Origin of the sequence: Modestobacter sp. L9-4 (assembly GCF_019112525.1) — a bacterium.
GTDB lineage: Bacteria > Actinomycetota > Actinomycetes > Mycobacteriales > Geodermatophilaceae > Modestobacter.
Genome location: NZ_CP077800.1, coordinates 1,242,506 through 1,268,903 on the forward strand (window position 1 = coordinate 1,242,506; position 26,398 = coordinate 1,268,903).

General features: G+C 74.6%; 19 protein-coding genes and 1 tRNA gene. 9 read left to right on the forward strand and 11 right to left on the reverse strand.

The window, feature by feature from the left end:
- Positions 1-27: 27 nt before the first annotated feature.
- Positions 28-843, forward strand: a complete 816-nt coding sequence (locus tag KUM42_RS05735) for an endo alpha-1,4 polygalactosaminidase (RefSeq protein ID WP_237495742.1) — start codon at positions 28-30, stop codon at positions 841-843.
- Here the strand turns inward: KUM42_RS05735 and prmC are convergent.
- From prmC to argS, 9 genes are all read right to left on the reverse strand, one after another.
- A complete protein-coding gene (gene prmC / locus KUM42_RS05740) occupies positions 813-1,685 on the reverse strand; it encodes a peptide chain release factor N(5)-glutamine methyltransferase (RefSeq protein WP_255557574.1) in 873 nt (290 codons plus the stop codon). The two genes, KUM42_RS05735 and prmC, sit on opposite strands and share 31 nt — an antisense overlap.
- Entirely contained in the window at positions 1,682-2,758 is a 1,077-nt protein-coding gene (prfA, locus tag KUM42_RS05745; protein ID WP_237495745.1) for a peptide chain release factor 1, read from the reverse strand. Before prfA ends, prmC begins: the two co-directional genes overlap by 4 nt.
- Positions 2,759-2,857: 99 nt before the next feature.
- A complete protein-coding gene (rpmE, locus tag KUM42_RS05750; protein ID WP_237495747.1) occupies positions 2,858-3,094 on the reverse strand; it encodes a 50S ribosomal protein L31 in 237 nt (78 codons plus the stop codon).
- Between the two features lie 197 nt (positions 3,095-3,291).
- Positions 3,292-5,763, reverse strand: a complete 2,472-nt coding sequence (rho, locus tag KUM42_RS05755; protein ID WP_237495749.1) for a transcription termination factor Rho — start codon at positions 5,761-5,763, stop codon at positions 3,292-3,294.
- Between the two features lie 230 nt (positions 5,764-5,993).
- On the reverse strand, positions 5,994-6,962 hold the full coding sequence (gene thrB / locus KUM42_RS05760) for a homoserine kinase (protein WP_237495751.1): 969 nt from the start codon (positions 6,960-6,962) through the stop codon (positions 5,994-5,996).
- Positions 6,963-8,045 carry a threonine synthase gene (gene thrC / locus KUM42_RS05765; RefSeq protein ID WP_237495753.1) on the reverse strand — a complete coding sequence of 361 codons (1,083 nt, stop codon included), beginning with the start codon at positions 8,043-8,045 and terminating at the stop codon, positions 6,963-6,965.
- Positions 8,042-9,340: a homoserine dehydrogenase gene (locus KUM42_RS05770; RefSeq protein WP_237495755.1), complete on the reverse strand. Its 1,299-nt coding sequence runs from the start codon at positions 9,338-9,340 to the stop codon at positions 8,042-8,044. The genes thrC and KUM42_RS05770 overlap by 4 nt, the downstream gene beginning before the upstream one ends.
- Positions 9,337-10,833 (reverse strand): diaminopimelate decarboxylase, encoded by a 1,497-nt coding sequence (lysA, locus tag KUM42_RS05775; RefSeq protein WP_237495757.1) that lies wholly within the window; start codon positions 10,831-10,833, stop codon positions 9,337-9,339. Before lysA ends, KUM42_RS05770 begins: the two co-directional genes overlap by 4 nt.
- Before the next feature lie 58 nt (positions 10,834-10,891).
- A complete protein-coding gene (argS, locus tag KUM42_RS05780; RefSeq protein WP_237495759.1) occupies positions 10,892-12,553 on the reverse strand; it encodes an arginine--tRNA ligase in 1,662 nt (553 codons plus the stop codon).
- Between the two features lie 211 nt (positions 12,554-12,764).
- On the opposite strand from argS, the gene KUM42_RS05785 reads away from it, so the two are divergent.
- The 3 genes from KUM42_RS05785 to KUM42_RS05795 all read left to right on the forward strand — a co-directional run bounded on the left by KUM42_RS05785 (position 12,765) and on the right by KUM42_RS05795 (position 14,479).
- Positions 12,765-13,520 (forward strand): DUF3105 domain-containing protein, encoded by a 756-nt coding sequence (locus KUM42_RS05785; protein ID WP_237495761.1) that lies wholly within the window; start codon positions 12,765-12,767, stop codon positions 13,518-13,520.
- Between the two features lie 55 nt (positions 13,521-13,575).
- Positions 13,576-14,292 carry a DUF305 domain-containing protein gene (locus KUM42_RS05790; RefSeq protein ID WP_237495762.1) on the forward strand — a complete coding sequence of 239 codons (717 nt, stop codon included), beginning with the start codon at positions 13,576-13,578 and terminating at the stop codon, positions 14,290-14,292.
- Positions 14,293-14,404: 112 nt separating this feature from the next.
- Positions 14,405-14,479 (forward strand) — tRNA-Arg (locus KUM42_RS05795).
- A 122-nt stretch (positions 14,480-14,601) separates the two neighbouring features.
- On the opposite strand, the gene KUM42_RS05800 is transcribed toward KUM42_RS05795, so the two are convergent.
- Together KUM42_RS05800 and KUM42_RS05805 are read right to left on the reverse strand one after the other, a co-directional pair.
- Positions 14,602-16,239: an ABC-F family ATP-binding cassette domain-containing protein gene (locus tag KUM42_RS05800; RefSeq protein WP_237495764.1), complete on the reverse strand. Its 1,638-nt coding sequence runs from the start codon at positions 16,237-16,239 to the stop codon at positions 14,602-14,604.
- Positions 16,240-16,288: 49 nt separating this feature from the next.
- Entirely contained in the window at positions 16,289-17,413 is a 1,125-nt protein-coding gene (locus KUM42_RS05805) for an adenylate/guanylate cyclase domain-containing protein (protein WP_237495767.1), read from the reverse strand.
- 208 nt (positions 17,414-17,621) lie between these two features.
- Here KUM42_RS05805 and KUM42_RS05810 point away from each other — a divergent pair, with 208 nt between their 5' ends.
- The 5 genes from KUM42_RS05810 to KUM42_RS05830 all read left to right on the forward strand — a co-directional run bounded on the left by KUM42_RS05810 (position 17,622) and on the right by KUM42_RS05830 (position 26,360).
- Entirely contained in the window at positions 17,622-18,521 is a 900-nt protein-coding gene (locus KUM42_RS05810; protein ID WP_237496644.1) for an ABC transporter ATP-binding protein, read from the forward strand.
- Positions 18,521-19,273 carry an ABC transporter permease gene (locus tag KUM42_RS05815; RefSeq protein WP_237495769.1) on the forward strand — a complete coding sequence of 251 codons (753 nt, stop codon included), beginning with the start codon at positions 18,521-18,523 and terminating at the stop codon, positions 19,271-19,273. The genes KUM42_RS05810 and KUM42_RS05815 overlap by 1 nt, the downstream gene beginning before the upstream one ends.
- Before the next feature lie 184 nt (positions 19,274-19,457).
- Complete coding sequence (locus KUM42_RS05820; protein ID WP_237495770.1) at positions 19,458-23,297, forward strand: multifunctional oxoglutarate decarboxylase/oxoglutarate dehydrogenase thiamine pyrophosphate-binding subunit/dihydrolipoyllysine-residue succinyltransferase subunit; 3,840 nt, start codon at positions 19,458-19,460, stop codon at positions 23,295-23,297.
- 7 nt (positions 23,298-23,304) lie between these two features.
- A complete protein-coding gene (locus tag KUM42_RS05825) occupies positions 23,305-23,490 on the forward strand; it encodes a DUF6104 family protein (protein ID WP_237495772.1) in 186 nt (61 codons plus the stop codon).
- 89 nt (positions 23,491-23,579) lie between these two features.
- Positions 23,580-26,360, forward strand: coding sequence for an FAD-binding and (Fe-S)-binding domain-containing protein (locus KUM42_RS05830; protein ID WP_237495773.1), 2,781 nt, complete (start codon positions 23,580-23,582; stop codon positions 26,358-26,360).
- Positions 26,361-26,398: the final 38 nt, after the last annotated feature.

Sequence of the window (26,398 nt, forward strand, 5' to 3'; positions counted from 1 at the left end):
GGAGTCTCCCCCACCTACGCTGCGCCCGTGCAACAGGTGGGTGTACCCGCGGTGTGCGCCGCCGTCGTCGTCCTGCTGGCCGGCTGCGGCGCGCCGGACGAGCCGGCGGCCGCACCGCCGTCCGGGCCGGCGGTCGCCGCGCTGACCGGGCTGCCCGCCGGTGCCCGGGTCGACTACCAGCTCGGCGGCCCCTACCCACCGGCGGCGGGCGTCGCCGGCGTCGTCCGCGACCGCACCGCTGCCCCGGCCGCCGGGGTGTGGTCGGCCTGCTACGTCAACGCCTTCCAGACCCAGCCGGGCACCACCGAGTGGCCTGCGGACCTGTTGCTGCACGCGGCCGGCGGCGACCTCGTGGAGGACCCGGACTGGCCCGGTGAGTTCCTGGTGGACGTCTCCACGCCGGCGCAGCGCGACCGGGCGCTCGACGTCGTCGGCCCGTGGCTCGACGCCTGCGCGGCGGCCGGGTTCACCGCGGTCGAGCCGGACAACCTCGACAGCTGGACCCGCTCCGACGGCCTGCTGGACACCGACGACGCCGCGGCGATGGCCCGCGCCCTGACCGACCGCGCGCACGCCGCCGGGCTGGCGATCGGGCAGAAGAACGCCCCGGAGCTGACCGGTGCCGGTCTCGGCTTCGACTACGCCGTGGCCGAGGACTGCGGCCGCTACGACGAGTGCACCGGCTACACCGCCGCCTACGGCACCGTGCTGGACGTCGAGTACACCGACGAGGGCTTCTCCGCGGCCTGCGCCGTCCCGGGGCTGAGCGTGCAGCGCCGCGACCTCGACGTCACGCTGCCCGGCGACCCGGCCTACGTCGCGGCGTGGTGCCCGGAGCGCTGAGCGGTCGTGTGGCGCGGCCGGCCGGCCAGGTCGGCGTGGTCGGCGACGTCGGTCCACCGGCCGTGCGCCCGCACCAGCGCCGGCAGCGAGCTGCCCTGCAGGTCGGCGTGCTCGATGCCCAGCCACCCGCCCGGCCGCAGCAGCCGCGCGGCGGTGCCCAGCAGCCCGCGGACGACGTCCAGCCCGTCGGGACCGCCCCACAACGCCAGCGGCGGGTCGTGGTCGACGACCTCGCGGGGCAGCCGCGCGTCGTCGGGGACGTAGGGCGGGTTGGACACCACGACGTCGACGGTGCCGTCGAGCTCGGCGAGCAGGTCCGGGTCGGTCATGTCCCCGGCGAGCACCTCGACCGGGGTGTCACCGGCCGCGGCACGGGTGGCGGCGTTGTGCCGGGTCCACTCGATCGCGCCGGGGTCGCGCTCGACGGCCAGCACCCGGACGCCGGGGTGCTCGTTGGCCACGGCCAGGGCGATCGCGCCGGACCCGGTGCCCAGGTCGACGACGGTGGGTGCGGCCAGCCCGGCGATCCGCTCCAGCACCCAGCCGGCCAGCAGCTCGGTCTCCGGCCGCGGCACGAACACCCCCGGGCCGACGGACAGCTCGAGGTGGCGGAAGGGCGCCGTCCCGGTGAGGTGCTGCAGCGGCACCCGGTCAGCCCGCTGCTCGACCAGTGCCCCGAACCGGGCGGCGGCGTCCTCGCTGACCTCGCCGGCGGTGAGCAGCGCCGTGCGGGAGACGCCGAGGACGGCGGCCAGCAGCAGCTCGGCGTCCACGCGCGGGGACTCCACGCCGGCCGCGGCCAGCCGGGCGGCGGCCTCGCGGACGAGCTGCTGGGCGGTCAGGACTCCCCCGCCAGCAGCTCCTCGGTGTGGGCGGCGGTGAGCGCGTCCAGCACCGGGTCCAGCTCACCGTCCAGGACGGCGTCGAGGTTGTGCGCCTTGAACCCCACCCGGTGATCGGAGATGCGGTTCTCCGGGTAGTTGTAGGTGCGCACCCGCTCGCTGCGGTCGACCGTGCGGACCTGACTGCGGCGCTGGTCCGACGCCGTGGCCTGGGCCTCCTCGCGGGCGGCGGCCAGCAGCCGGGAGCGCAGCACGCGCAGCGCGGACTCGCGGTTCTGCAGCTGGCTCTTCTCGTTCTGCGAGCTGACCACGACGCCGGTGGGCAGGTGGGTGATCCGGACGGCGGAGTCGGTGGTGTTCACGCTCTGCCCGCCGGGCCCGGAGGAGCGGAAGACGTCGATGCGCAGGTCGTTGGGGTCGACCGACACGTCGACGTCCTCGGCCTCGGGCAGCACCAGGACGCCGACCGCGGAGGTGTGGATGCGGCCCTGGGACTCCGTCACCGGCACGCGCTGCACCCGGTGGACGCCGGCCTCGAACTTCAGCCGGGAGAAGATGCCCTCCTCGGTGCGGGACTTGATGGCCACCGCGACGTCCTTGTAGCCGCCGAGCTCGGCCGGGACCGCCTCCAGGACCTCGGTCGCCCAGCCCCGCCGCTCGGCGTAGCGCAGGTACATCCGCAGCAGGTCGCCGACGAACAGCGCGGACTCCGCGCCGCCCTCCCCCGCCTTGACCTCGAGGATGACGTCCTTCTCGTCGTCGGGGTCCTTGGGCAGCAGCAGCTCGGTGAGCTTCCCGCTCAGCTCCCCGACGGTGGCCTCGAGCTGCTCGGCCTCGGCGACGAAGGACGGGTCGTCGGCGGCGAACTCACGGGCGGCACCCAGGTCGTCGCGGGCCGCGTCGAGCGCGCGGGCGGTCTCGACGACCGGGGCCAGCGAGGCGTAGCGGCGGCCCAGCCGGCGGGCTCGGGCGGCGTCGGCGTGCACGGCCGGGTCGGCCAGCTCGGCCTCCAGCTCGCGGTGCTCGGCGAGCAGGCCGGCGAGCCGGTCGCTGCCGGACTCGGGACTGCTCACGGGCACGCTCCTGGGTCGGGGTTCGGGACGGGGGTCCGGACATGACGACGGCGCCTGTGCCGCTCTCGGAGGAGAGCGGCACAGGCGCCGTCGGGGGTGCTACTTCTCGGCGTCGGTGCTGGCGCCGGCGTTGCGCTTGCCGAACCGCTTCTCGAAGCGGGCGACGCGGCCACCGGTGTCCAGGATGCGCTGCTTGCCCGTGTAGAACGGGTGGCAGGCCGAGCAGGTCTCGACGGTCATGGTGCCGCCGGCCGCCGTGCTCTTGGTCTGGAACGTGTTGCCGCAACCGCAGGTCACCGTGGTGACGTGGTAGTCCGGGTGGATGTCGGCCTTCATGCCGGTACACCCTCTCTCTGGTCTCGTGGTCGGTGTCTCGCACGCCGCCGGGGTCTGGCCGACCCACGCGACGAAGGCTCGATGGGCCAGTGTACGGCCCCGGCGAGGTGATGGAACGGCCCCCTTCCAGGGGCCGCCCCCGGCCTCCCTGCAGGGCCCCGCCGCGAGCTCGCTCGTGGCGGGGGGCAGGGAGGTCCTTATTCCTTCTCGCCCAGGCCCAGGGTCGTCTTCTGGACCTGCATGAGGAACTCGATGTTGTTGCGGGTCTTGCGCATGCGGTCGAGCAGCAGCTCCAGCGCCTGCTGGGGCTCCAGCGCCGACAGCACCCGGCGCAGCTTGATCACGATCGCCAGCTCGTCCGGGGACAGGAGGATCTCCTCCTTGCGCGTGCTGGAGGCGTTCACGTCGACGGCGGGGAAGACCCGCTTGTCGGCCAGCCGGCGGTCGAGCTTGAGCTCGGCGTTCCCGGTGCCCTTGAACTCCTCGAAGATGACCGTGTCCATCGTGGAGCCGGTCTCGACCAGCGCCGAGGCGATGATCGTCAGCGAGCCGCCGTTCTCGATGTTGCGGGCGGCACCGAGGAAGCGCTTCGGCGGGTAGAGCGCCGTGGAGTCGACACCACCGGAGAGGATGCGCCCGCTGGCGGGGGCCGCCAGGTTGTAGGCGCGGCCCAGCCGGGTGATCGAGTCCAGCAGGACGACGACGTCGTGGCCCATCTCGACCAGGCGCTTGGCCCGCTCGATGGAGAGCTCGGCGACCGTGGTGTGGTCGGCCGGCGGCCGGTCGAAGGTCGAGGCGATGACCTCGCCCTTCACCGAGCGCTGCATGTCGGTGACCTCCTCGGGCCGCTCGTCGACGAGCACGACCATGAGGTGGACCTCGGGGTTGTTCACCGCGATGGCGTTGGCGATCGACTGCAGCACCATGGTCTTGCCGGCCTTCGGCGGGCTGACGATCAGGGCGCGCTGGCCCTTGCCGATCGGCATGACCAGGTCCATGACCCGGGTGGTCATCAGGTGCGACTCGGTCTCCAGCCGCAGACGGTCCTGCGGGTAGAGCGGGGTCAGCTTGGTGAACTCCGGGCGGTCCTTGGCCTGCTCGGGGTCCAGGCCGTTGACCGACTCGAGCCGGACGAGGGCGTTGTACTTGTCCTTCTTCTCGCCCTCGCGGGGCTGGCGGACCGCACCGGTGATCGCGTCACCGCGGCGCAGGCCGTAGCGGCGCACCTGGGCCAGGGAGACGTAGACGTCGTTCGGGCCGGTCAGGTAGCCGGAGGTGCGCACGAAGGCGTAGCTGTCGAGCACGTCCAGGATGCCGGCGACCGGCAGCAGGACGTCATCGTCGCTGACGGCCGGCTCGCCGGAGTCGAAGCGCTCACGGCCACCGGTGGTGGTGCCACCGCGCCGGTTGCGGTCGCGGTACCGGCGGCCCCGGCGGCCACGGCCGTCGAAGTCGTCGTCGTCCTCGTCGGGGCGGGCGTCGCGGTCGGCGCGCGGGGCGTCGGTGCGGGCACCGTCGCGGCTGTCGCGGGCACCGTCCCGGCCGTCGCGGGCACCGTCCCGGCCGTCGCGGGCACCGTCCCGGGCTCCCTCACGGCCGTCGCGGGCACCGTCGTTGCCGGTGCGGGCGCCGTCGGTGCGGTTGCGGTTGCGGCCGCCGCGCTCCTCGCCGTCCCGGGCGTTCTCCCGGCCGGCGCCGTCGCGGCCGCCGTCCCGCGCCGCGTCACGGGTGCGGTCCTCGCGGGGGCCACGCTCGTCGCGGTCGCCACTGTCACGGGCCGGACGCTCGCCACCATCGCGGGCCGGACGCTCGCCACCATCGCGGGCCGGACGCTCGCCACCGTCACGGGCCGGACGCTCGCCACCATCGCGGGCGGGACGCTCGGCACCGTCACGAGCCGGACGCTCGCCACCATCGCGGGCGGGACGCTCGCCACCATCACGAGCCGGACGCTCGCCACCGTCACGGGCCGGACGGTCGCCACCGTCACGGGCGGCGCGCTCGCGGCGGGTCCGCGGCGGGCGCTCACCGTCGGTACGGGTCTCGGCCTGGGCGTCGCGAGCGCCGGCCTGGACCGGGGCCTCGTCGGCGGCGGCCGGCTCGGCCGGCGTCTCGACGGTGTCGGTGGTGGGGGCGCCGGCCGGGCGGCTGGCACCCCGGCGGCGACGGCCGGTGGGGGCGCCGTCGGAGCTGCTGTCGTTCGTGGTCTGCTCGGGGGCGCCGGTGACCGGGCCCCCGTTGGCGCCACCGCTGACCGGCGCCTCGAGCGGCGCGGCCGAGGTCGCGACGCCACCCGTGGGCGCGTTGTCGACGGCGGCGGTGTCGACGGCGGCGCTGTCGGTGGTGGGTGCGCTGCTGGGGGCGCTGTCCGAGCCGGCGTCGGCCGGGGTGCTGTCGGCGCGCGGCGCGGGGGTGTGCTCAGCGGCGGGGGCGGCGGAGCCGTTGCTGCCGGACTCGCCCACCTGCCGCTCGGAGATGGCGGCGACGAGGTCGCTCTTGCGCATCTTGCCGGTGCCGGGGATGCCCAGCTCGCCGGCCAGGCGCTGCAGCTCGGGCAGCAGCATCCCGGCCAGGCCGGTGCCGCGGCGGCGGGAGCGGGCGGCCGCTCCGTTGCCGGCGGCTGCCTCGTCGGACGGTGCGCCGTCGAGGAGGTCGGTGGTCTCGCTCACGTACAGGTCCTTCCCTGCGGTGACCTGCGCCTACCAGCGCAGGAGGTGACCCGCTCCCTGAGGCGAGAGCCCTGGTGTGGACGTCCGCGTCGGCGGGGAGTGCACGGGTCTGTGGAGGTGCGAGGAGGTCGGCGGCGACGGATCGCGGCCCACGCCCCGCTCGAGGCGCGCCCGGAGGCGGCTACGTGGTCAGCCTAGACACAGGCCTTCCTCGCCCACAACACAGTCCGTCACCGGTGTGCTCCAGGCAGCTCAGACGATACCGCACCGTGATCAACGCCCAGCGCGGTCACGACCGCGCCGTCGTGGTCGACGCGCAGCGGCAGGGCGGTCCAGCCGTCGGGGACCGCGGCGGCGAGCTCCCGCACGGCCGCGGCCGAGGCCGGGTCACCCGCGTGCTCGCCGGGGCCGAGCACGGCCAGCGCCAGCACGCACGGACCGGCGCCGGAGACGACGGCCGCACGACCGTCGGCGCGCAGCCGGGCCACCAGCGCGGCGCTGTCGGGCATCGCCGGCGCCCGCTGCGCCTGGTGCAGCCGGTCCTCGGTGGCGTCCAGGAGCAAAGACGGGTCGGCGGTAAGGGCGTGCACGAGCAATGCCGACCGGCCCGCGGCGTGCGCGGCGTCGGCGTGCGGCACGGTGGCCGGGAGCAGCCCGCGGGCCAGGTGGGTCGACAGCGTCGTCGCCGGGACGAAGAGCACCGGGCTGACGTGCGGGTCGACGGCCAGGCGCGCGGCCCGCGCACCCGTCGGCGTCGTCCACGACAGGGTGGCCCCGCCCAGCAGGCAGGGGGCCACGTTGTCGGGGTGGCCCTCGATCTCGGAGCACAGCCGCAGGACGGCCGCGTCGTCGACGGTCACGTCGGGGCACAGCGCCCACGCAGCCAGCACCCCGGCGGTGACGGCGGCGGCGGACGACCCCATCCCCCGGCCCTGCGGGATGCCGTTGTGCGCGGTGATCCGCAGCCCCGGCGGCGTCCAGCCCAGCTCGGCGCACGCCGCGCGGAAGGCCTGCACGACCAGGTGCGACTCGTCGGTGGGCAGCTCCCCCGCGCCCTCGCCGGTCACCTCGACGGACAGGCCGCCGTCGGTGACCTCGACGTCGAGGGAGTCCCAGCAGCTGAGCGCCAGTCCCGCGCAGTCGTAGGCCGGCCCGAGGTTGGCGCTGGTGGCCGGGACCCGGATGCGGACGCCGGCCACTCAGAGACCGAGCTGGGCGGCCGCCGCGGCGGCGTCGACCGGGATGGTGACCGGCACCGGCGCGCCGGAGATCGCCCACTCGGGGTCCTTGAGCCCGTTGCCGGTGACCGTGCAGACGACCCGCTGGCCCGGCTCCAGTCCGCCGGCCTCGGCGACCTGCAGCAGCCCGGCCACCGAGGCGGCCGACGCGGGCTCGACGAAGACGGCCTCGCTGCGGGCGAGCAGCCGGTAGGCGGCCAGGATCGCCCGGTCGGTGACGGCGTCGATCCGGCCACCGGAGTCGTCGCGGGCGGCCAGGGCCTTGGTCCAGGACGCGGGGTTGCCGATCCGGATGGCGGTGGCGATCGTCTCGGGGTGCTCGACCACCTTGCCGGTCACGATCGGGGCGGCACCGGCGGCCTGGAAGCCCCACATCCGCGGGGTGTGCGTGGCCGGTCCGTCGGCGGCGTACTCGCGGTAGCCCTGCCAGTAGGCGGTGATGTTGCCGGCGTTGCCCACGGGGAGGCAGTGGATGTCGGGGGCGTCGCCCAGGACGTCGACGATCTCGAACGAGGCGGTCTTCTGGCCCTCGATGCGGTACTGGTTGACGCTGTTGACCAGGCTCACCGGGTAGTCGATGGCGAGCTTGCTCGCGAGTGCCAGGCAGTCATCGAAGTTGCCCTGGACCTGCAGCAGCTTGGCACCGTGCACCAGCGCCTGGGCCAGCTTGCCGGTGGCGATCTTGCCCTGCGGGACCAGGACGGCGCAGGTCAGCCCGGCGCGGGCGGCGTAGGCCGCCGCACTCGCACTGGTGTTGCCGGTGGAGGCGCAGATGACGGCCTTGGCGCCCTCCTCGAGGGCCTTGGTGATCGCCATCGTCATGCCGCGGTCCTTGAACGACCCGGTCGGGTTGGCGCCCTCGACCTTGAGGAACACCTCGCAGCCGGTGCGCCGGGACAGCTCGGGTGCGGGCACCAGCGGGGTGGCGCCCTCCTGCAGGGTCACCACCGGAGTCGAGGGGCTCACCGGCAGCCGGTGCCGGTAGGCCTCGATCAGCCCGGGCCAGAACGGTGAGACAGCTCCGCGCAACGTCGTGCTGGTCATGAGAGCCCCTCGACTCGTAGGACGCTGGTGACGCCCCGGACAGCGGGCATCTCCCGCAGGTTGTCCACCGTGGTGGCCAGCGCCGCGTCGGGCGCCCGGTGGGTGACGATGACCAGCGTGGCGGCGTCGCCGTGCCCGTCCTGGCGGACGGTGGCGATGCTGACGCCGTGCGCGGCGAACTCCTGCGCGACCTGGGCCAGCACGCCGGGCACGTCCGCGACGTCCAGGCTCACGTGGTAGCGGGTGGGGGTGTCGGCCATCGGGCGGACGGTCAGCCCGGCGTAGCCCGTCGTCCCCGGGCCGGCCACGCCGTTGACGCGGTTGCGGGCCACGGCGACCAGGTCGCCGAGGACGGCGCTGGCGGTCGGTTCACCGCCGGCACCGCGGCCGTAGAACATCAGCTCACCGGCGGCCTCGGCCTCGACGAAGACGGCGTTGAACGCCCCGCCGACCGCGGCCAGCGGGTGCGTGGTCGGGATCATCGCCGGGTGCACGCGCACGGCCACCGCGTCGTCGGCGCCCTCGGCCCCGGTCACCCGCTCGCAGATCGCCAGCAGCTTGACCGTGCAGCCGATCTCGGCGGCCCGGGCGACGTCGGTGGCCGAGACCGCGGAGATGCCCTCGCGGTACACGTCGGCGGCGGTGACCGGGGAGTGGAAGGCCAGCGAGGCGAGGATCGCGGCCTTCGCGGCGGCGTCGAAGCCGTCGACGTCGGCGGTCGGGTCGGCCTCCGCGTAGCCCAGCTCGGTGGCCTCGGCCAACGCCTCCCCGAACCCGGCGCCGGTCTCGGCCATCCGGGACAGGATGTAGTTCGTCGTGCCGTTGACGATGCCGACCACGCGGCGCAGCTGGTCACCGGCCAGGGACTCCCGCAGCGGGCGCAGCAGCGGGATCGCACCGGCGACGGCGGCCTCGTAGTACAGGTCGACCCCGCCGTCGGCGGCCGCGGCGTGCAGCGCCACCCCGTCGTCGGCCAGCAGCGTCTTGTTGGCGCTGACCACGGACTTGCCCGCGGCCATCGCGGCCAGCAGCAGCGAGCGGGCCGGCTCGATGCCGCCGATCACCTCGACCACCAGGTCGACGTCCGGGCGGGTGACCAGCGCCATCGCGTCGGTGGTGAGCAGCTCGGCCGGGACGTCGGGGTGCCGGTCGGGACGGCGGACGGCGACCCCGGCCACCTCGATCCGGCGGCCCACACGGGCGGCGAGGTCGTCGGACTGCTCCGACAGCAGCCGCAGCACGGCACCGCCGACGGTGCCGCAGCCCAGCAGCGCGACCTTCAGGGGCTCGCTCACGAGGTGGCTCCGACCGGGTGCTCGGGTGCCGGCTGGTCGATCGCCGGACTGGGGGCGGGGACGCCGGCGAGGACGGCGTCGAGGGCGAACACGTCGGCCAGTGTCTGCCGCCGGACGATCTCGGTGGCCGCGCCGTCCCGCACGGCGACCACCGGGGGCTTGAGCAGGTAGTTGTAGTTGCTGGCCATCGACCAGCAGTAGGCGCCGGTCGCGGCGACCGCCAGCAGGTCGCCGGGCTGGACGTCGCTGGGCAGCCACAGGTCGCGGACCAGCACGTCACCGCTCTCGCAGTGCTTGCCCACCACCCGGCACAGCGCCGGCGGTGCGGTGGAGCTGCGGTTGGCCAGCACGCAGGTGTAGCTGGCGTCGTAGAGGGCGGTGCGGATGTTGTCGCTCATCCCGCCGTCGACGGACACGTAGTTGCGCACCAGCGGGGCACCCGGGGCACCGCCTCCCCCGCCGAGGCGCACCGGCTTGATGGTGCCGATCTCGTAGAGGGTGACCGTGCCCGGCCCGGCGATGGCCCGGCCCGGCTCCACGGCCAGCCGCGGCACCGGCAGCCCGAGCGCGGCGCACTCGGACGCGACCACCGAGCGGAGCTTCACGGCGACGTCGGCAGGGCTCACCGGGTCGTCGTCGGACAGGTAGGCGATGCCGAACCCACCGCCGAGGTTGAGCTCGCCGAGGACCTCCCCGGTGGCCTGGTGCACCTGGCCCATCAGGCCGACGACGCGGTGCGCGGCGGCCTCGAAGCCGGCGGTGTCGAAGATCTGCGAGCCGATGTGGCTGTGCAGCCCCGACAGGTGCAGCGCCGGCTCCCGGATCACCCGGACCGCGGCGGTGAGCGCGTCACCGGTGGCGAGGGAGAAGCCGAACTTCTGGTCCTCGTGCGCGGTGGCGATGAACTCGTGGGTGTGCGCCTCGATGCCGACCGTGGAGCGGATCAGCACCGGCACCGGCGTGCCGCCAGCAGCCACCCGGGCCGCGGCGATCGGCACCAGGCGCTCGATCTCGTCGAAGGAGTCCAGCACCACGTGGCCGATGCCGGCGTCGGCGGCCAGCTGCAGCTCCAGCAGCGACTTGTTGTTGCCGTGCAGCGCGATCCGCTCCGCCGGGAACCCGGCGGCCAGCGCGAGGGCCAGCTCGTTGCCGCTGCAGGCGTCCAGGTGCAGCCCGTCCTCGGCGACCCAGCGGGCGACCTGCCCGCAGAGGAACGCCTTGGACGCGTAGTGCACGTCGGCGCCGGCGAACGCGCCGGCGAAGTCAGCGGCCCGGCTGCGGAAGTCGGCCTCGTCGAGCACGAACAGCGGGGTGCCGTGCTCGCGGGCCAGGTCGGTCACCGCGCGGCCGGCCAGGTGCAGCTCGCCGTCGACGCGGGTGGCTGACCGCGGCCAGACCGCGGGGTCGAGCGCGCCGAGGTCCTCGGGCGCCGGCCCCGCGGCCGGCGGCGGCGAGATGTTGCCGTGCAGCGGGCCGGCCGGGTGCGCCCTCACGGTCGGTCCTCTCGACTGCAGGAGGGCGGGAGTGGCCACTGCCGCCGCTGGTGGGTGCTCACATGCGCTCCGGGGCGGAGACGCCGAGCACGGTCAGGCCGTTGCGCAGCACGGTGGCGGTCGCGGCGCACAGCCACAGCCGGGCGGTGGTCAGCGGCGTGGCCTCCTCGTCACCGCGCGGCAGCACCCGGCAGGAGTCGTAGAACCGGTGGTAGGTGCCGGCCAGCTCCTCCAGGTACCGGGCGACCCGGTGCGGGGCGCGCAGCTCGGCGGCCGAGGACACCACCTGGGGGAACTCCGCGATCGCCCGCAGCAGGTCGCTCTCCCGCTGGGTCTCCAGCAGCGCGGTGTCGACGTCGCCGGCCTCGCCCAGCGGCAGGCCGAGATCGGTCGCCCCCCGCAGCAGGGAGGCGATCCGGGCGTGGGCGTACTGGACGTAGAAGACCGGGTTGTCGTTGGTCTTCCTGGTCCAGGCGTCGAGGTCGAGGTCGATCGTCTGGTCCACCGAGGCCCGGGCCAGCGCGTACCGGGCGGCGTCGGCGCCGATCGCGTCGACGAGGTCCTCGAGGTTGACGACCGTGCCGGCCCGCTTGCTCATCCGCACCGGCTCGCCGTTGCGGACCAGGTTGACCAGCTGGCCGATCAGGATCTCCAGGTTCGTGGCCGGGTCGTCGCCCATCGCCGCGACCAGCGCCTTGTACCGGCCCACGTAACCCGTGTGGTCGGCGCCCAGCATGATCACGACCCGGTCGAAGCCCCGCTCGCGCTTGTCCAGGTAGTAGGCGCAGTCGGCGGCGAAGTAGGTGGGCTCGCCGTCGCTCTTGACCAGCACCCGGTCCTTGTCGTCGGCGAAGTCCGTCGTCCGCAGCCAGACCGCGCCGTCGGACTCGTAGACGTGCCCCTGCTCCCGCAGCCGCGCCACGGCCTTGTCCAGCGCGCCGCTGTCGTGCAGCGTCTTCTCGGAGAAGTAGGTGTCGAAGACGACGCCGAAGCCGGCCAGGCTGCGCTTGATCTCGGCGAACATCAGCTCGACGCCGTGCACCCGGAAGCGCTCCTGCTGGGCGTCCTCGGGCAGCTCGAGCACGCCGGGCTCGGCCGCGACGACCTGGCCGGCGATCTCGCCGATGTAGTCGCCGGCGTAGCCGTCCTCGGGCACCGGCCGGCCGTTCGCCGCCGCCATCAGGCTGGCGGAGAACCGGTCGATCTGGGAGCCGGCGTCGTTGAAGTAGTACTCGCGGGACACCTCGGCACCGCTGGCGGTGAGCAGCCGGCCCAGCGCGTCGCCGACGGCTGCCCACCGGGTGCCGCCGATGTGCACGGGACCGGTCGGGTTGGCCGAGACGAACTCCAGGTTGAGCCGCTGCCCGGCGAGGGTGTCGGTGCGCCCGTAGGCCTCCCCCGCGGTCACCGCGTTCACCGCCACCTGGCCGAGGGCGTCCTTGGCGAGGGTGATGTTGAGGAAGCCCGGCCCGGCCACGTCGACGGCGGCGATGCCGGTCGCCGCGCGGAGCTCGGCGGCGACGGCCTCGGCGACCTCGCGGGGCGGCCGGCCGGCGGGCTTGGCCAGCCGCATGGCCACGTTGGTGGCGTAGTCGCCGTGCTCGGGGTTCTTCGGCCGGTCGATCACGACCGCGTCGGGGACGTCGACCGCGAGCGTGCCGCGCTCCACGGCCGCCGCGACTGCGGACCGGACGACGTCGCTGAGCTGCTCGGGTGTCACCGCTCGATCGTACGGAGCAGGGCATCCCACTTCTGACCAGCCCGCTCCGCGTCCCACAGGGTGAGCACGCCGACGACCAGCAGTGGGCGGTCCCCCACAGGCCGGCGACCTACACTCGCTGCCGCCGGACGGGACTCCCGCCCCGGGACGGACGGGGCCCGAGGCCTCACCGGTGAGCAGCGCGTGAGACGCACAGCAGTCAGGAGCGGCAGTGGCCAAGGACCCGAAGGCCCGGAACGGTGGCGCCACCCGTGCCGGCGCGACCGGCGGCAAGGGCCGTACCCGGCCGCCGGTGAACGTCGTCTCCCCCCAGCGTCCCTGGGGCCTGATCGCCGCCGCCGTGGCCGTGGCCGTCTTCGCCGTCGCCGTCCTGGGCTACGCGGTGATCAGCGTCAACCGGGCCAACGCCGACAAGGTGACCTCGGCCGACCAGATCCCCGGCATCGCCACCTTCGACTACGCCGGCGCCCAGCACGTCACGACGCCGGTCACCTACACCGAGTCGCCCCCGGTCGGCGGCCCGCACGACAACGAGTGGGCCGACTGCACCGGCACCGTCTACGACGTCGACATCCGGCACGAGAACGCCGTCCACAGCCTCGAGCACGGCGCCGTGTGGATCACCTACAACCCGGACACCATCGCCGACGGCGACCTCGACGTGCTCAAGGGCCTGGTCGAGGGCCGCGGCGGGATGCTGATGTCCCCCTACGTGGGCCTCAAGTCCCCGATCAGCCTGCAGTCCTGGAACCACCAGCTGTTCGTCGACTCCGCCACCGACAAGCGGGTCGAGCAGTACGTCGACTTCATGGTGCTGAACAACGAGTTCACCCCCGAGCCGGGCGCGACCTGCGAGAACCCGAACTTCATCTCGAACCCGCTGGTGGTCGGCGACCAGACCCGGGTCGGCGGCGGCACCGGCGCGGTGCCCAGCGACGCGCCGGTCAGCGGGACCCCCGCGCCCTGACCACCGCGCACCCGGCGGCGCCCGGCGCGCCGCCGTCCACCGGAGAGGCACCCCGATGACCGAGCCCACCCCGCAGCCCCCGGCGTCACGACCGCGGGCCCTGACCGCGGTGCTGGTGGCGGTCATCGCCGTCGGCCTGCTGGTGGCCGGCGGCGGGCTGGCCGTGGCCCTCGGCATCGGCTCGACCGCCACCCCGACGGCGGACTCGGTGGACGCCGGCTTCTCCCGGGACATGTCCCGCCACCACCTGCAGGCCGTCGAGATGGCCAACCTGGCGCAGACCAACAGCTCCGACGACGAGGTCAAGCGGCTGGCCTTCGACATCTCCGCCACCCAGACCAACCAGGCCGGCCGGATGCAGGGCTGGCTGGCGCTGTGGGGCCTGCCGGCGACCAGCGGTGAGGTCATGGGCTGGATGGACGACGGCGCGATGTCCGGTCACGACATGGGCGGCATGAGCGGCATGGGCGGGGCGCACGGCGTCGACCCGGCCGCGGCCGCCGACGGGGCGGTGATGCCGGGCATGGCCACCGAGACCGAGCTCGCCCAGCTGCGCGGTGCGACCGGGACGGCGTTCGACGTGCTCTTCCTGCAGCTGATGACCCGGCATCACCAGGGCGGGCTGGAGATGGCGCAGTACGGCGAGGAGCACGCCTCGCTGCCCGCGGTCCGCAGCCTGGCCCGGTCGATCGCGCAGAGCCAGACCGCGGAGACCACGACGATGGAGCAGATGCTGCGCTCGCGCGGCGGCAGCCCGCTGCCCGCTCCCTGACCGACCAGCCCCCGACCGGAGCCCCCGACCGGGCCCCGGCCGGGGGCTGGTAACGTCCCACCGGCGCCGAGCGGGAGCGGAGCGCAGCACCACCGCAGCACCGCACGTACGAGCCCCCGTAGCTCAGGGGATAGAGCACTGCCCTCCGGAGGCAGGGGCGCAGGTTCGAATCCTGCCGGGGGCACCACCAGCCCCGCGCTCGTACCGCGACTCCCCGCCCGCCCGGCCACCAGGCCGAGCGGGCGGAGCTGTCTCCGGCGGGTCGTGCCCGCCGGTTCGTGCCCGGCAGGACACCTCAGCCGGGTCGCCTCAGGACTCCGTCACCCGCCCGTCGGCGACGGCGAACCGCCGGGTGGTGTGCACCGCCTCCAGCATCCGCCGGTCGTGGGTGACCAGCAGCAGCGTGCCCGGGTAGTCGGCCAGCGCCTGCTCCAGCTGCTCGATCGCGGCCAGGTCCAGGTGGTTGGTCGGCTCGTCGAGCACCAGCACGTTCACCCCGCGGGCCTGCAGCAGCGCCAGCGCCGCCCGGGTCCGCTCCCCCGGCGACAGGGTGCCGGCCGGGCGCATCACGTGGTCGGCGCGCAGCCCGAACTTGGCCAGCAGCGTGCGCACCTCGGCGTCGGGCAGGTCGGGCACCTCCGCGCCGAACGCCGTCGCCAGCGGCTCGTCGCCGAGGAACAGCCCGCGCACCTGGTCCACCTCGCCCAGCCGCACGCCCGAGCCCAGCGACGCCGTCCCCTCGGCCAGCGGGACCCGGCCGAGCAGCGCACCGAGGAGGGTCGACTTGCCCGAGCCGTTGGCGCCGGTGATGGCCACCCGGTCACCCCAGGCGACCTGCAGGTCCAGCGGGCCGAGGGTGAACGCCCCGCGCCGGACGACGGCACCGTTCAGGGTGGCCACGACGGTCCCCGAGCGGGGAGCGGGCGCGATCTCCATCCGCAGCTCCCACTCCTTGCGCGGCTCCTCGACCACCTCCAGCCGCTCGATCCGCCGCTCGGTCTGCTTGGCCTTCGCCGCCTGCTTCTCCGAGCTCGCCCGGGCGGCGGCCTTGATGTGCTTGTCGCCGTCCTTGGACTTCTTGATCGAGTCGCGCACGCCCTTGGCCATCCAGTTGCGCTGCATCTGCCCGCGGGCCTCCAGCGAGGCCTTGGTGTCGGCGAACTCCTCGAAGTCCTCGCGGGCGTGCCGGCGGGCGACCTCCCGCTCGACCAGGTAGGCCTCGTAGCCGCCGTCGTGCACCCGCACCAGCTGCTGGGCCAGGTCCAGCTCGACCACCCGGGTGACCGTGCGGGCCAGGAACTCGCGGTCGTGGCTGACCAGCACGACCCCGGTGCGCAGCCGGGTGACGAACCGCTCGAGCTGGTCCAGCCCGGCCAGGTCCAGGTCGTTGGTGGGCTCGTCGAGCAGCAGGACGTCGTAGCGCGACAGCAGCAGCGAGGCCAGCCCCACCCGCGCGGCCTGCCCGCCGGACAGCCCGGTCATCGGTGCGTCCAGGGCCACCCCCGGCGCGACCTCGGCGACCACCTCGCCCGACCGCTCGGCCAGGTCGGCACCGCCCAGGGCCAGCCAGCGCTCCAGGGCGTCGGCGTAGGCGTCGTCGGCGCCGTGCTCCCCAGCGGTGAGCGCCTCGAGCGCGCCGTCCATCACGCGCTGGGCGTCGGCGACCCCGGTGCGCCGGGCGAGGGCGTCGAGCACGGTCTCCCCCGGCAGCCGCTCGTGCTCCTGCGGCAGGTAGCCGACCGTCGCCGACGGCGGGCTGAGCACGACCTCCCCGGCCTCGGCGGGCAGCACCCCGGCCAGGGTCCGCAGCAGCGTCGACTTGCCGGCGCCGTTGACCCCCACCAGGCCGACGACGTCGCCGGGGGCGACCACGAGGTCGAGGTCGGCGAACAGGACCCGGGCGCCGTGACCGGCGGCGAGGGAGCGGGCGAGCAGCGTGGCGGACACGGCTACATGGTGCCGACCGCCGCCCCCGCGGTGCGAACGGGTTGCCGGCTCAGTCCGGGCCGCCGCCGCCGTCGAGCACGTCGTCGGCGATCTCGTCGAGCCAGGACTCGAACGCGGCCACGCCGGGGTCGTGGTCCTCCGCGGTGCGACGGCGGACCAGCCAGGGCTGCAGCTGGTCGTAGCCGCGCACCGAGACCCGGCGCAGCGGGCGCACCCGGTACCCGGGGACGCCGCGCAGCCGGCGGGCCAGCTCCTCGTCGACCAGCACGGTGGCCGGCCGGGCGATCGAGGTCAGTCGGCTGGCCAGGTTGACCACCGGTGAGTAGACGTCGCCGAGCCGGGTGAGCACCGGACCGAACGCCAGCCCGACCCGCAGCGGCGGCCGGTCGGGGGCGGCCCACTCGTCGGGCAGCCGCAGCGCGATCTCCACGGCGTCCACCGGGTCGGTGCAGGTGAACAGCACCGCGTCGCCGACGGTCTTGACCACCCGGCCGCGGTTGCGGGCGACGACGTCGGCGGCCAGGCCCTCGAAGTCCTCGACCATGGCGCCCAGCTCGCGTCCGCCCATGCCGCGGGAGCGGGAGGTGTAGCCCACCAGGTCGGCGAACCCGACCGCCAGCTCGGGCCGGTCGACCGCACCGGGACCGGTGGCGAACAGCCGGCCGGCGTTGGCGGCCAGGTGCCGGCGCCACACGTAGTCCTGCAGCTCGGCCATCAGCGGCAGGAGGTCCTCGGTCGCCGCGACGACGTCGGCGCCCACGTCGGCCCCGTCGGCGGCGGCCAGCTGCGCGGCCAGCATGTCGGTCTGCCAGTCGGCCAGCCGGGCCAGGGCCTGGCCCATGGCGCGGGCGATCGAGGCCTCCGCGGCCGGCCCGACGAAGCCGGAGTCGATCAACGCCGACAGCCGGGCCAGCGCGCTCACGTCGGCGTCGGTGAACGCCGGGTCGTCGTCGGGGACGTCGGCGAAGCCCAGCGCCCGCCACAGCCGCTGCGTCCGCTCCGGCGGCGTCCCGGTCAGCGCGGAGACCTCACCGCGGGTGTACCTGCGGGGCCCACCGAGCAGCAGCTGCTCCAGGGCCTCCCGCGGGTCGGTGCCCCCGTGCGACGGCCCGGACCCGGGCTCGGTCAGCGGTCGGTCCGCGGTTCGGCGTCCACGGCGGTCGAACCTACCCAACGCAGGAGACCCGCGTCGCCGGACGACATCGGACGGATCTGCGACGCGGTGGTCCAGGACGCCCACCAGGGGACCCGGCTCCGCCAGGATGGCCGCGTCGCCGGGCAGGCCGGTGCGAGGCGAGGAGGACGAGATCAGCAGCGCCCGACAGGCCGTGGTCGACCCCGTCCGGGTCGACGTGCACGGCCTCACCAAGACCTTCGGCCAGGTGCGCGCCGTCGACGACCTGAGCTTCACCGTCGAGCCCGGGCAGGTGACCGGCTTCCTGGGCCCGAACGGCGCGGGCAAGACCACGACCCTGCGCATGGCGCTCGGCCTGATCAACCCCGACCGCGGGAGCACGACCTTCAACGGCGTCCCCTACGCCGCCCTCCCCGAGCCGATGCGGGCGGTCGGCGCGGTGCTGGAGACCGCGTTCCACCCGGCCCGCAGCGGCCGGGACCACCTGCGCGTCTACGCCCGCGCCGCGGGGCTGCCCGCCGGCCGGGCCGACGAGGTGCTCGCCCAGGTGGGGCTCGGCCCGGCCGGCCGGCGCAAGGCCGGCGGCTACTCCCTGGGCATGCGCCAGCGGCTGGGCCTGGCCACCGCGCTGCTGGGCGACCCGTCGGTGCTGGTGCTCGACGAGCCCGCCAACGGCCTGGACCCCGAGGGCATCCAGTGGCTGCGCGGCTTCCTGCGGCACCTCTCGCACGAGCAGGGGCGCACCGTGCTGGTGTCCAGCCACCTGCTGAGCGAGGTCGAGCAGACCGTCGACCGGGTGGTCATCGTCGGCGCCGGCAGGCTGGTGCGGCAGGGCTCGATGGCCGAGCTGCGCGCCGGGGCCGGCAGCGGTGACGTGCGGGTCCGCAGTCCGCAGGCCGCGCAGCTGGCCGACCTGCTGCGCGCCGCGGGTGCGACGGTCGTCCCGACCGACGGCGTCCCCGACGGGCTGACCGTCAGCGGGCCGACCACCGACGAGATCGGTGCGCGTGCGTTCACCGGCGGCATCGAGCTGCACGAGCTGCACGCCCACACCAGCGGTCTGGAAGAGGTCTACTTCCGGCTCACCGCCGGTTCCGAGCAGTACTCCGCCGGCACCGCCGGCCCGACCGGGGAGGCAGCAGCCTGATGGGCCGTCTGGTGCAGGCCGAGTGGACCAAGCTGCTGACGACGAGGGTGTGGATCGGGCTGCTGCTGGGCGCCTGCGTGCTGGTCGGCGGGTTCGTCGCCCTGATCACCGGCCTGGCCGGCACCGAGGGCGGGCCCTCGCCCGTCGGCACGCCCGGCTACGACCAGCTGGTGCTGTCGCTGGCGGCCAACGGCAGCATCCTCACCCTGGTGCTGGGCATCATCGGGACGACCCAGGAGTACCGGCACCGCACCGCGACGCCGACCTTCCTCGCCAGCCCCCGCCGGGGTCGGGTGATCGTGGCCAAGCTGCTCGCCTACCTGGTGGCCGGCATCGCCTTCGCGGTGGTGATCTGCGCGGTCGACGTCCTCGTCGCCTCGGTCTACGGCGGGGCCCGGGGCGGGGCACCCGAGCTGGCCGGGGACAACCTGCAGGTCCTGGGCGGCGCCGCCCTCTCCCTGGCGCTCTACACGGTCATCGGCATCGGGGTCGGGGCGCTGTTCCGCAACCAGGTGGGCGCGATCGTCGGCTCGCTGGTCTACCTCTTCGTGATCGAGAACATCATCGCCAGCATCTCGGCGATCTCCGGCGTCTACAAGTGGCTGCCCGGTGGCGCGTCGGCGGCGCTCACCGCCACCACCGAGGGGCCCGACCTGCTCGACCAGTGGGAGGGCGGCGTGCTGCTGCTGGCCTACGCCCTGGTGTTCTCCGTGGTCGGGACCCTGCTCGCCGTGCGCCGGGACGTCGTCTGAGGACGCCGGGAGCGCACCGCCGGCCCCTGCACACGGCAGGGACCGGCGGCGCGCCGGGGGCGGTGTCCTGCGCCACGTGCGCCACGTCACGCATGATCACCCCGGGTCGAGGGGCGAGGCGTAAAGTCGGCACCCGGTCCAACGACGTCCCTCGACGAAGAAGGCACTCGACCCTGTGTCAAGCGTGAGCTCATCCCAGCCCTCCCCCGCCCACTCCGCCAACCCGGTGGCGGGCTTCGGTACCAACGAGTGGCTGGTCGAGGAGATGTACCAGCAGTACCTCGCCGACCCACGCAGCGTGGATCAGGCCTGGCACGACTTCTTCGCCGACTTCCGCCCGGGCAGCACCGAGGGTGCTGCGGCACCCGCCGCCGCCCAGCCCGTCGCCGCACCGCCGGCCGCACCCCGGCCCGCCGCAGCACCGGCTGCCGCAGCGCCTGCGCCGGCGGCGCCTGCCGCCGCGGCCCCGGAGCCCCCGGCAGCCGCGCCCGCGCCGGCCGCCGCCCCTGCGGCACCGGCCGCGGCGCCCCGGCCCACCGCGATCGACGCCCGCTCGGAGGGCACCGTCGTGGCCCGTGCCGCCGAGCGCGCCTCGCAGCAGCAGCCGGCCGCCCCGGCCAAGGCCGCCGCCAAGCCCGCCACGCCGCGCCCGTCCGGCGGTGAGGACGGCGGCCCGAAGCGCACCCCGCTGCGCGGCGCCGCCGCGGCCGTGGTCAAGAACATGAACGCCTCGCTGACCGTGCCCACGGCCACCAGCGTGCGAGCGGTGCCGGCCAAGCTCCTGGTCGACAACCGCATCGTGATCAACAACCACCTGGCCCGCGCCCGCGGCGGCAAGGTGTCCTTCACGCACCTGATCGGCTACGCGCTGGTCCGGGCGCTGGACGACTTCCCGAACATGAACAGCGCGTTCGCCGAGGTCGACGGCAAGCCCACGCTGGTGCAGCCCGAGCACGTGAACTTCGGCCTGGCCATCGACCTGCCCAAGGCCGACGGGTCACGCTCCCTCGTCGTCGCCTCGATCAAGGGCGCCGAGGAGATGGACTTCGCCGAGTTCTGGGGGGCCTACGAGGAGGTCATCCGCCGGGCCCGGGCCAACAAGCTGACCATGGAGGACTTCTCCGGCACCACGATCAGCCTGACCAACCCCGGCACGATCGGCACCAACCACTCGGTGCCGCGGCTGACCACCGGCCAGGGCACGATCGTCGGCGTCGGCGCGATGGACTACCCGGCCGAGTTCCAGGGGATGAGCCCCGAGGCACTGGCCGAGATGGCCGTCTCGAAGATCATCACGCTGACCTCCACCTACGACCACCGGGTCATCCAGGGCGCGGAGTCCGGCGACTTCCTGCGCCGGATGCACGGGCTGCTGCTGGGCCAGGACGGCTTCTACGACGAGGTCTTCCGCTCCCTGCGGGTGCCCTACGAGCCGGTCCGCTGGGTCGCCGACAAGCGGGTCGCGCACGAGGGCCAGATCGCCAAGGAGGCCCGGGTCGTCGAGGTCATCGAGGCCTACCGGCGCAGCGGCCACCTGATGGCCGACACCGACCCGCTGGAGTTCAAGACCCGCACCCACCCCGACCTGGACATCGTCCAGCACGGGCTCACGCTCTGGGACCTCGACCGCCAGTTCCCCGTCGGCGGGTTCGCCGGCGAGCGCACCATGCTGCTGCGCGACATCCTCGGCGTGCTGCGCAACTCCTACTGCCGCACCGTCGGCATCGAGTACATGCACATCACCGACCCCGAGGAGCGCGGCTGGCTGCAGCAGCGCATCGAGGTCAAGCACGACCAGCCGGCCCGCGAGCAGCAGAAGCGGGTGCTCGGCCGGCTCAACGCCGCCGAGGCCTTCGAGACCTTCCTGCAGACCAAGTACGTGGGGCAGAAGCGCTTCAGCCTCGAGGGCGGCGAGTCGGTCATCCCGCTGCTGGACGAGGTGCTGCTGGCCTCCACGGAGTACGGCCTGGACGAGGTCGCGATCGGCATGGCCCACCGCGGCCGGCTCAACGTGCTCGCCAACGTGCTGGGCAAGAGCTACGCCAAGATCTTCGGTGAGTTCGAGGGCAACATCGACCCGGGCACCGTGCAGGGCTCCGGCGACGTGAAGTACCACCTGGGCGCCGAGGGCACCTTCTCCCACGACGGTCGCTCGATCGCCGTCTCGCTGGCCAGCAACCCCAGCCACCTGGAGACGGTCAACCCGGTGCTCGAGGGCATCGTGCGGGCCAAGCAGGACATGCTCGACAAGGGCCCCGAGGGCTTCACGGTGCTCCCGGTGCTGCTGCACGGCGACGCGGCCTTCGCCGGCCAGGGCGTGGTGCAGGAGACGCTCAACCTGTCCCAGCTGCGCGGCTACCGCACCGGCGGCACCGTGCACGTGGTCATCAACAACCAGGTCGGGTTCACCACCAGCCCGGCGCACTCGCGGTCCAGCCTGTACTCCACCGACGTCGCCCGGATGATCGGGGCGCCGGTCTTCCACGTGAACGGCGACGACCCCGAGGCCTGCGTGCGGGTGGCGAAGCTGGCCGTCGACTACCGGCAGGCGTTCAAGAAGGACGTCGTCATCGACCTCGTCTGCTACCGCCGCCGCGGGCACAACGAGGGCGACGACCCCTCGATGACCCAGCCGCTGATGTACGACATCATCGACCGCAAGCGCTCGGTGCGGAAGCTGTACACCGAGGCGCTGGTCGGCCGGGGCGACATCACCCTGGCCGAGGCCGAGGAGGCGCTGCAGGACTACCGCGCCCAGCTGGAGCGGGCCTTCGCCGAGACCCACGACGTCAGCGACACCTCCGGCCCCGGCCCGGTCATGGACCCCCGGTCCCCGCAGCAGGCCACGGTCGACACCGCGGTCAGCCGCGAGGTGCTGAAGACGATCGGCGACGCGCAGGTGGCGCTGCCCGTGGACTTCACCGTGCACCCCAAGCTGCAGAAGATGCTGGAGCGCCGCTCGGCGATGACCAGCGAGGGCGGCGTCGACTGGGCGATGGGCGAGCTGCTGGCCTTCGGGTCGCTGCTCATGCAGGGCGTCCCGGTGCGGCTGGCCGGCCAGGACTCCCGGCGCGGCACGTTCGTGCAGCGGCACTCGGTGCTCATCGACCGGGAGAACGCCGCGGAGCACACCCCGCTGGCCAACCTGACGCCGGACCAGGCGAAGTTCTTCGTCTACGACTCCCTGCTCAGCGAGTACGCCGCCCTCGGGTTCGAGTACGGCTACTCGGTCGCCGACCCGCGGGCCCTGGTGCTCTGGGAGGCGCAGTTCGGCGACTTCGTCGACGGCGCCCAGATGGTGATCGACGAGTTCATCAGCAGCGGTGAGGCCAAGTGGGGGCAGCGCTCCGGCGTCGTCCTGCTGCTGCCGCACGGGCTGGAGGGCCAGGGGCCCGACCACTCCAGCGGCCGCATCGAGCGCTTCCTGCAGCTGTCGGCGGAGAACAACATGACCGTCGCCAACTGCTCGACGCCGGCGAACTACTTCCACCTGCTGCGCCGCCAGGCGCTCAGCGAGGTGCACCGCCCGCTGGTGGTGTTCACGCCCAAGTCGCTGCTGCGCGCCAAGGCCGCGGTGAGCTCGGTCGAGGACTTCACCGAGCAGCGCTTCCGCCCGGTCCTGCCCGACCCGGGGCTGGCCGGGACGGCGCTGGACTCCGCCGCGGTGACCCGGGTGCTGCTATGCAGCGGCAAGGTCAGCTACGAGCTGCTGTCCCAGCGCGAGGCCGAGTCGAACACGACGACCGCCGTCCTGCGGGTCGAGCAGCTGTACCCGCTGCCGGCCGAGGAGATCGCCGAGGCGCTCGCCCAGTACCCGAACGCCACCGACGTGGTGTGGGTGCAGGAGGAGCCGGCGAACATGGGCGCCTGGCAGTTCATGGCCTGCAACCTGCCCGAGCAGCTGCCGGCAGGCCGCACCCTGCGCAAGGTCAGCCGCAAGGCCTCGGCCAGCCCCGCGGTCGGCTCGGCGAAGGTCCACGAGGTCGAGCAGCGCGCGCTGGTCGCCCAGGCCTTCGCCGACTGAGGTCCCCGTGTACTTCACTGATCGCGGCATCGAGGAGCTGGCCGGCCGGCGGGGCGAGGAGGAGGTCTCCCTCGCCTGGCTGGCCGACCAGCTGCAGGCCTTCGTCGACCAGCACCCCGACTTCGAGGTGCCGGTCGAGCGCTTCGCCACCTGGCTGGCCCGCGGCGGCACGGACGACGACATCGAGGACTGATGGCCTCGCTGCAGGGTCCCGCCGCGAGCTCGCGAGCGGTGGGGGGCAGCGAGGTCCTTCCACTGATCGAGGCTCTGCGCCGGGCCGGGGTGGCCGACGTCGACGGTTCGGGCCTCGCCCGCGCCCTGTACTCCACCGACGCCTCGCTCTACCGGGTGCTGCCCCGGGTCGTCGTCCGCCCGCGCCACCCTGACGAGATCGTGGCGACGCTGGCGGTGTGCCGTGAGCTCGGCGTCCCGCTGACCGCCCGCGGCGCGGGGACCTCGATCGCCGGCAACGCCGTCGGCCCCGGCGTCGTGTTCGACACCAGCCGGCACCTCACCCGCGTGCACCGCGTCGACCCCGGGGCCCGGACGGCGGTGGTCGACCCCGGCGTCGTCCAGTCGTCGCTGCAGGCCGCGGCCCGAGCGCACGGGCTGCGGTTCGGGCCGGACCCGAGCACGCACGACCGCTGCACGATCGGCGGGATGATCGGCAACAACGCCTGCGGCTCCCGGGCGCTGGGCTACGGCCGGACGTCGGACAACGTCGTGGGCCTGGACGTCGTCACCGGCGGCGGCGAGCGGCTCACGCTGGCCGGCGGTCTGCCCACGGGTGGGCTCGGCGACCGGCTGCGCGACCTCACCGACGCGCACCTGGAGCTGCTGCGCACCGAGCTGGGCCGCTTCGGCCGGCAGGTCTCCGGCTACGGGCTCGAGCACCTGCTGCCCGAGCACGGCCGTGACCTGGCCCGCGCGCTCGTGGGCAGCGAGGGCACGCTCGCCCTCACGCTGGGCGCCACCGTGCGGCTGGTGCCCGAGCCCACCGCCCGGGTGCTGGTGGTGCTGGGCTACCCGTCGATGCCCGAGGCGGCCGACGCTACGCCCGCGCTGCTGCCGCACTCCCCCACCGCGATCGAGGGGCTGGACTCCCGGATCGTGCAGCGGCTGCACGACGTCCCCGCCGCCGTCGTCCCCGACCTGCCCCGCGGGGAGGGCTGGCTGATCGTGGAGATCACCGGTGACGACCCGGCCGAGGTCGCCGCGCGGGGCGCGCGGATCGCCGCCGACGCCGGCGCCGTCGACACGATGGTGGTCACCGACGCGGCCCACGCCGCGGCCATCTGGCGGATCCGCGAGGACGGCGCCGGGCTCGCCGCCCGCACCTCCGACGGCCGGCCTGCGCACGCCGGCTGGGAGGACGCCGCCGTCCCGGTGGCCCAGCTGGGCTCCTACCTCCGCCGGTTCGAGGCGCTGCTGCTCGACCACGGGCTGCAGGGGCTGCCCTACGGCCACTTCGGCGACGGCTGCGTGCACGTGCGCATCGACTTCCCGTTCGGCCCCGGCTCCCCCGAGCCCGACCGGGGCCGCGGCCGGTACCGGGCCTTCATCGGCGACGCCGCCGCGCTGGTCGCCGAATACGGCGGGTCGGTGTCCGGGGAGCACGGTGACGGCCGCGCGCGCAGCGAGCTGCTGCCGGTCATGTACTCCCCCGCCGTGCTCGACCTGTTCGGCCGGGTGAAGGGCCTGCTCGACCCCGACGACGTGCTCAACCCCGGCGTGCTGGTGCGGCCGGCGCCGTTCGACGCCGACCTGCGGATGGCCGCCGCACCGGCCCACCGCACCCGGCTGGCGCTGGCGTACCGGCACGACGGCGGCGACCTGTCCACGGCGGTCCACCGGTGCACGGGGGTGGGCAAGTGCCGGGCCGACCTCACCGACGCCGGTGCTGTGATGTGCCCGTCGTTCCAGGCGACCCGGGAGGAGAAGGACAGCACCCGCGGCCGGGCCCGGGTGCTGCAGGAGATGCTCGCCCCCGGCGGCCCGGTGCACGACTGGCGCTCACCCGAGGTGCACGAGGCCCTCGACCTCTGCCTGTCCTGCAAGGGGTGCGCCCGCGACTGCCCGACCGGTGTCGACATGTCGACCTACAAGGCCGAGGCGCTGCACCAGTCGTACCGCCGCCGCCGCCGGCTGCGGCCGCGGGCGCACTACGCGCTCGGGCAGCTGCCCCGCTGGGCCGACCTGGCCGCCCGCGCGCCCGGGCCGGTCAACCGGTTCCTGGGCAGCCGGCTGGGCGGCGCGCTGGCCCGGTGGGGAGCCGGGGTCGACCAGCGCCGGGACCTGCCGGCCTTCGCGCCGCGCACCTTCCGCGCCGGCTGGACGCCGCTGCCCGACGACGGGCGGCCCGTGGTCGCGCTGTGGGTCGACTCGTTCACCGACCACTTCTCCCCGCACGTCGCCGACGCCGCCGTCCGGGTGCTGGACGCCGCCGGCTACCGGGTGGAGGTGCCCCCGGCCGACACCTGCTGTGCGCTGACCTGGATCACCACCGGCCAGCTGGACGCCGCCCGCCGCATCCTGACCCGCACGGTGGCCCGACTGGCCCCCTGGGCCGACGCCGGGGTGCCGATCGTGGGCCTGGAGCCCTCCTGCACCGCGGTGCTGCGCGGCGAGGTCGTCGAGCTGGTCGACGACCCGGCCGCGGCGCGGGTGCAGGCCGCGACCCGGACGCTGGCCGAGCTGCTCACCGCCACCCCCGGCTGGACGCCCCCGGACCTGGACGGCGTCGAGCTGGTCGCCCAGCCGCACTGCCACCACCACGCGACGATGGGCTGGACGACCGACGAGCGGCTGCTGCGCGGCGCCGGGGCCGAGCTCACCCGGGTCGGTGGCTGCTGCGGCCTGGCCGGCAACTGGGGCGTCGAGCGCGGGCACCACGACGTGTCGGTGCAGATCGCCGAGCACGACCTGCTGCCCGCCGTCCGGGCGGCCGGGCCCGGGGCCGTCGTCCTGGCCGACGGCTTCTCCTGCCGCACGCAGCTCGACCACCTCGCCGACACCGGTGGGCGGCACCTCGCCGAGCTGCTGGCCGACCGGCTGCCGCACTGAGCGCGGTGCGCCTCCCGGGGAGGGGCGCACCGCCGGGT